Annotated in this window: 3 protein-coding genes; all 3 read right to left on the bottom strand. The window is 68.9% G+C overall.

Going from position 1 to position 6,706, the window contains the following annotated elements; genetic code table 11:
* Positions 1–30: 30 nt before the first annotated feature.
* Positions 31–1,929 carry a putative bifunctional diguanylate cyclase/phosphodiesterase gene (locus C662_RS17300; protein WP_002932042.1) on the bottom strand — a complete coding sequence of 633 codons (1,899 nt, stop codon included), beginning with the start codon at positions 1,927–1,929 and terminating at the stop codon, positions 31–33.
* A gap of 234 nt (positions 1,930–2,163) precedes the next feature.
* Positions 2,164–4,338 carry a catalase/peroxidase HPI gene (katG, locus tag C662_RS17305; protein ID WP_002932045.1) on the bottom strand — a complete coding sequence of 725 codons (2,175 nt, stop codon included), beginning with the start codon at positions 4,336–4,338 and terminating at the stop codon, positions 2,164–2,166.
* A gap of 228 nt (positions 4,339–4,566) precedes the next feature.
* Positions 4,567–6,706: SbcC/MukB-like Walker B domain-containing protein (locus C662_RS17310; RefSeq protein WP_002932047.1), on the bottom strand; the 2,140-nt coding region annotated here is incomplete at its 5' end.

The following is a 6,706-nucleotide window of genomic DNA, read 5'->3' on the forward strand; positions in this document are numbered from 1 at the left end:
GGCACGCGCCTGGCGCGGCCGACTTCGCACTCAGCGCCGGTCGGCGGCGACGAACTGGCGGACGAACGCCGCTTCGGGTACCGGTCTGCCGCTGTAGAAGCCCTGGTGCAGATCGACACCGATTTCGCTGAGGTGCACCAGTTGGGCCGAGGTCTCGACGCCCTCGGCCACGACCTCCAGCTCCAGGCTGTGCGCCATGGCGACGATCGCGGGGATGAGCGCCGCACCGTCGCCGTAATTGCCATCGTCATCGAACAGCGCGGCCACGAAGCTGCGGTCGATCTTGAGGCTGGTAAAGGGCAGGCGGTGCAGGTAGGAGAGCGATGAGTAGCCGGTGCCGAAGTCGTCCAGCGCCAGCCGCATGCCACGCTGGCGCAGCGTACGCAGCGCGGCAACATGGTCGCCCTCGGCGCGCAGCAGCATCGATTCGGTGATCTCCAGCTCGATCAGGGCCGGGTCGACGCCATGGCGCTCGACGGCGGCAAGCACGCGCACGAGCAGGTCGCCGCTCCAGAACTGGCGCGGCGACAGGTTGATGGCCATGCGCAGGGGGTAGGGCAGGCTGTCGCGCCAACGCGCTGCGCAGGCCGTCGCGTTGTCCAGCACCCAGTCGCCGATCGGCACGATGAGCCCGGTCTCTTCCGCGACCGGGATGAAGCGATCGGGGGCGATCCACTCGTCACCGTCATGCCAGCGCAGCAGCGCCTCGGCGCCGAACAGGCGACCGGTCGCGGTCTCGAACTGGGGCTGGTAATGCAGCTCGAAGCTGCCGTGTTCGATCGCCCGGCGCAGGCGCGCCTCCATCGTTGCCCGGTGCAGCACGCGCTCCTTCATCTGCGGAGTGTGCCAGCGGACCGTGCCGCCGCCATCGCGCTTGGCGGCGTACATCGCGGTATCGGCATTGCGCAGCAACTGCTCGGCGTCGGCCGCGTCGTCCGGGAACATGCTGAGGCCGAGGCTGGCACCGACGTGAAGGTGGTTGCCGTCGGTGACGAAGGGCGACTCCAGGAGTTCGAGCAGCGCCCGCGCCCGCGACTCGGCAAGCTCGCGGCCAGCAACTCCAGGCATGAGCACGATGAACTCGTCGCCCCCCTGGCGCGCCAGCACCTCGCCGTTGGCCAGGCCGCCAACCAGGCGCTCCGCGACGGCTTGCAACAGGTGGTCGCCGAGACGGTGGCCCAGCGAGTCGTTGATGTCCTTGAAGCGGTCGAGGTCGATGAACACCAGTGCCACCTGGCCACCCGCGGCTGTCGCTGCCGTCAATGCCTCGGCCAGACGCTCTGCGAGCAGGAAGCGGTTGGGCAGGCCGGTGAGCTGGTCGTGCTCGGCCAGATAGGCGATCTGCGCCTCGTGGCGCTTGCGCTCGGTAATGTCGGTGACCGAGCCCGACATCTGGTAGGCAACGCCGCGGCGGTCACGCACGGCGATGCCACGCGATGCGATCCAGCGGTACTCGCCGCTGTGCGAGCGTACCCTGTACTCACAGTAGAAGAACGGCGTCCTGCCTTTGAGATGCTCGGCCACGGTGCGGTTGTAGTGCGCGCGGTCGTCCGGGTGCACCAGCGCCAGCCAGGCGTGCGTATCGAGCAGGAAGTTCTGGCTGTAGCCAAGGATCTCCAGCAGGCGGTGGCCAACGTCGAGACGCTTGCTGACCGGGTCCCAGTCCCAGAAGCCGTCGTGCGCGGCCTGCATCGCCAACTGATAGGCGCGCTGAGTCGCCCGCAGGCGCTGCACCTGGGCGCCCGTACTTACCGCGACGTAGAGGAAGACAACGGCCAGCGCCAGGTGCACGCCCGGCGGCCAACCCCAGTGCCGGAACAGGAGGAAGAGCAGAACCAGCAACAGCAAGCCGGCGACACGCACGGCAATCGCCCGCCCGCCTGCGAGCAGCCGAGCCGCTGAATCGGTCGCCAGCAGGTTCATCGCCATGCCCGTGGACGCGCTGCAAGGGCCATGGCGCAAGGGCCGAAATCGATCATCGTCCTCCGCCGCAAAGCGGGATCGTGAACAAAAAATGGGCGGTGTCAGCCGACACCGCCCGCAGAAGCTTAACGAGGAATGGGACGCCTTGCAGCATCAATCGCCCACGCGCCGCGGGCCCTTTGCAAGCGTCATTGCACCCCCTTTCGCCGCAGCCGAGGCGGCGAAAGGGTTCCGCAGCGATCAGCCGAGATCGAAGCGGTCGGCGTTCATCACCTTCGTCCAGGCAGCGACGAAGTCACGCACGAACTTCTCCCTGCTGTCGTCCTGCGCGTACAACTCGGCGTAGGCGCGCAGGATGGCGTTGGAGCCGAACACCAGATCGACCCGGGTTGCGGTCCATTTCTTCGCGCCGCTCTTGCGCTCGACGATGTCGTAGCTGTTGCGCCCGGTGGGCTTCCAGCTGTAGCGCATGTCGGTCAGATTGACGAAGAAGTCGTTGGTGAGCGCGCCGACACGATCGGTGAACACGCCGTGCTGGCTGCCGCCGTGGTTGGTGCCGAGCACACGCAGACCGCCGATCAGCACGGTCATCTCGGGCGCCGTGAGCCCGAGCAGCTGGGCGCGGTCGAGCAGCATCTCCTCGGGCTGCACGACGTAGTGCTTCTTCTGCCAGTTGCGGAAGCCGTCATGCTCCGGCTCGAGCACGGCGAAGGACTCGACGTCGGTCTGCGCCTGGCTGGCATCGCCGCGCCCGGGGGCGAAGGGCACCTCGACATCGAAGCCAGCGGCCTTGATCGCCTGCTCCAGGCCGACGTTGCCGCCGAGCACGATGACGTCGGCCACGCTGGCGCCGGTCTCGGCGGCGATCTTCTCGTAGGCGGCGAGCACCCTGGCGAGGCGCGCCGGCTCGTTGCCTTCCCAGTCCTTCTGCGGCGCAAGGCGGATGCGCGCACCATTGGCACCACCGCGCTTGTCCGAGCCACGGAAGGTGCGCGCGCTGTCCCAGGCGGTGGCGACCAGGTCGCCGACCGACAGGCCGGCAGCAGCGATCTTCGCCTTCACCGCCGCCACGTCGTAGTTCTTGTTGCCGGCGGGCACCGGGTCCTGCCAGATGAGATCTTCAGCCGGCACGTCGGGGCCGATGTAGCGCGCCTTCGGCCCCATGTCGCGGTGGGTCAGCTTGAACCAGGCGCGGGCGAAGACTTCTTCGAAGTAGGCCTGGTCGTCGCGGAAGCGTTCGGCGATCTTGCGGTACTCGGGGTCGAACTTGAGCGCCATGTCGGCGTCGGTCATCATCGGCTTGCAACGGATCGACGGGTCCTCGACGTCGACCGGCATGTCTTCCTCGGCGATGTTCACCGGCTCCCACTGCCAGGCGCCGGCAGGCGATTTCTGCAGCCACCAGTCGTGCTTGAACAGCATGTCGAAGTAGCCGTTGTCCCACTGCGTGGGCTTGGACGTCCACGCGCCTTCGATGCCGCTGGTCACGGTGTCACGGCCGATGCCGCGGGTCTTGTGGTTCACCCAGCCGAAGCCCTGGTCCTCGATGTCCGCGCCTTCCGGTGCAGGGCCGAGGTTGGCTGCGCTGCCGTTGCCATGCGCCTTGCCGACGGTGTGGCCACCCGCGGTGAGCGCGACGGTCTCCTCGTCGTTCATTGCCATGCGGGCGAATGTCACGCGCATGTCGTGGGCGGTCTTGAAGGGGTCGGGCTTGCCGTCGACACCCTCAGGGTTCACGTAGATGAGGCCCATCATCACCGCGGCGAGCGGATTCTCGAGGTCGCGCTCGCCGGAGTAGCGCGAGCCCTCGCCGCCGCTGGGGGCGAGCCATTCCTTCTCGGAACCCCAGTAGATGTCCTTCTCGGGGTGCCAGATGTCCTCGCGGCCGAAGCCGAAACCGAAGGTCTTGAAGCCCATCGACTCGTAGGCCATGTTGCCGGCGAGAATGATGAGGTCGGCCCAGCTCACCTTGTTGCCGTATTTGCGCTTGATCGGCCACAGCAGGCGGCGGGCCTTGTCGAGGTTGCCGTTGTCGGGCCAGGAGTTGAGCGGGGCGAAACGCTGGTTGCCGGTGCCTGCGCCGCCACGACCGTCGGCGATGCGGTAGGTGCCGGCCGCGTGCCAGGCCATGCGGATCATCAGGCCGCCGTAGTGGCCCCAGTCGGCCGGCCACCACTCCTGGCTGTCGGTCATCAGCGCCTTGAGATCCTTCTTGAGCGCCTCGACGTCGAGCTTCTTGAGTTCTTCCCGATAGTCGAAGTCCGCGCCCAGCGGGTTCGACTTGCTGTCGTGCTGGTGGAGGATGTCCAGATTGAGCGCGTTGGGCCACCACGCCATCACCGAGTTGCTGGAAGCCGTGTTCGCGCCATGCATCACCGGGCAACCGCCGGCCGTGTTGTTGTCATTCCCGCTCATCATGTTCTCCTGTAATGGTCCATCTCACCTACGGAAAAAGGCAGTGCAAGCGACTCGCCCAAGCTGACGCCCCGAGGCCTGCAACACACACGACCGATAAGGTCGCCGTGCTCCCCGACTGCCCATGACTTCAGCTTAGCAAAGGAATTGGCAATTGAAAGCAATAACATCGATTGCAATACACTATCGACACCGATCCCGGCAATCGCCTGGAGCAGCCAGCGAGGCCTAGGTCTTCACTCTGATCCGGCTGCCCCGGATGCCCTGCACGACGTCGACCGCAACATCGATCTGCTGTTTCATCTCCTCCACGTGCGAGATCACCCCCACCATGCGGCCGCGCTGCTGCAGGTCGATCAGCGCCCGCATCGCCAGCTCCAGCGACTCCGGGTCGAGGCTGCCGAAGCCCTCGTCGATGAACAGGGTGTCGAGCTGTACACCGCCGGCGTAGCCCTGGACGACATCGGACAGGCCGAGCGCAAGCGCCAGCGAGGCCATGAAGCCCTCCCCGCCGGACAGCGTGGCGGCCGGGCGGCTGCGGCCGGTGTACTCGTCGACGACCTCCAGATCGAGGCCGGCGGCACGACGCGCATCGGCAACGTCCTCGCGACGCTGGAGCTGGTAGCGGCCGCGGCTCATCGCCGTCAGACGCAGCGAAGCCGCACGCAGCACGTCATCGAGCAGTGCCGCGAGCACATAGCGCTGGAAGGTGAGATTGCGTCCATTGTTGCCGTTGGCGATGTCGGCAAGATGACCGACGATGCGGTACTCGGCCTCGATTGCGCCGGATTCGCGCGCGATGAGGTCGAGACGCGCAAGCGTGTCGGCGAGGGCGGACAGGGCGCCGCGGGCCTGGGCGATGCGATCGAGCACGGCCTCGACCGCGGCACGGGCCGCAGCGGCACGGGCTTCGAGGGCATCGAGATCGGGGCGCGCCAGCCCGGCAATGGCGCTCAGGGCGCGCTCGGCACGTTCGCGGGCAGCTGCATGGCGCTGTTCAGCCTCGCGGATCGCAGCGTCCAGGGCAGCGATGCGCTCGGCAGGCAGCAAGGCGGCACGCCACGCAGCCTCGCCACCCGATTCGCCACCGCCCTCCGCCGCGAAGCCCGCGGTGACCAGCGCCTCGGCAAACTGGAGGCGCGCCTCATCGACGCGCGTCGCGGCCGCGGCCACGCTCTCGGCCAGGGTGGCGCTCTGGGCCTGCAACGCAGCGACACGGCGCGCTGCCTGATCATGCATTGCCTGTGCCTGCTGCAGCACGCGTTCGAGCTGGGCACGTCGCGCCTGGGCCTCCGCCAGCGCAGCCTGCAGCGCAACCGGGCTGCGCAAGGCCTCGGGCACGCCGGCGCGACGCTCCTCGGCCACCTGCGCAGCGGCATGTGCGGCGCTGGCGGCCGAGACGGCTTGCGTACGCGCCTGTTCGGCCGCTGCCGCGACGTCGGCAGTGGCCTGCTCTACGGCGAGCAATTGCGTGCGCAATGTGGCGAGCTCGGTCGCCGCTGCGTGCGCGGCGTCGAGCTGATGGCGCAGCTGTGCAGGTTCGGCATCCGCGCGATCCGGTTCGTCGTCACCCGCCGGGGCCAGTGCCGACGCCCGCGTGTCCACTTCGGCCGCTGCCGCGGCGCATGCCAGTTCGGCGGCATTGAGCGCCTGGCGGGCGGCATCGAGCGCACTGTCAGCCGCGCGCGCCTGCTCCGCAGCCGCCTGCAGCGCCTGTTCGGTGGGCAGTTCATCCGCATGCACGGCGGGCGCAGGATGGTTGGCGCTGCCGCATACCGGACAGGGCTCGCCGTCATGCAGATGGCGGGCAAGGATGGCGGCCTGGGCCTGGCGCCAGCGCATGTCCAGCGCGGCGAAGGCGGCGCGGGCGGCACTGGCGCCCTGCATGGCGGAATCGCACGCCTGGCGGGCCTTGGCTGCGGTGGCTTCGTGGCGGCCGAGTTGGGTACGAGCGGCAGCCAGCGCCGCAAGCGCACGGGCACGCTGCTCGGCCTGCTGCAGGCGCAGTTCGAGGCTGGCAGCCGCGCCGGCCAGCGCTTGCAGGTTGTCGATGCGAGCGAGGAGCGCGCTGCGCTGGCTGGCCAGCGCCTGCTGGCGGGCATCGGCGGCGGCGAGCACCTTGTCGGCGGCGAGCCGGGCGGCCGCGCAACGGCCCGCCTCTGCGTCGGCCTGGGCCAGGCGGGTGACGGCCTCGCCGAGCGCCTCCAGGCGCAAGACCTCGCGCTGGGCGGCGTCGCGCTCGGGCGCACGCGCATGCTCGGCCTGCAAGGCAGCCTCGGCGCCGCTCAGCTGCTGCGCTGCGGCCGCCGTGTCTGCCGCGGCCTGCGCTGCGCGCGTGCGCGCCTCGTCGGCACTGCGGCGGGCGGCG

The organism is Thauera sp. 28, assembly GCF_000310145.2.
Classification (GTDB): Bacteria; Pseudomonadota; Gammaproteobacteria; order Burkholderiales; family Rhodocyclaceae; genus Thauera; species Thauera mechernichensis.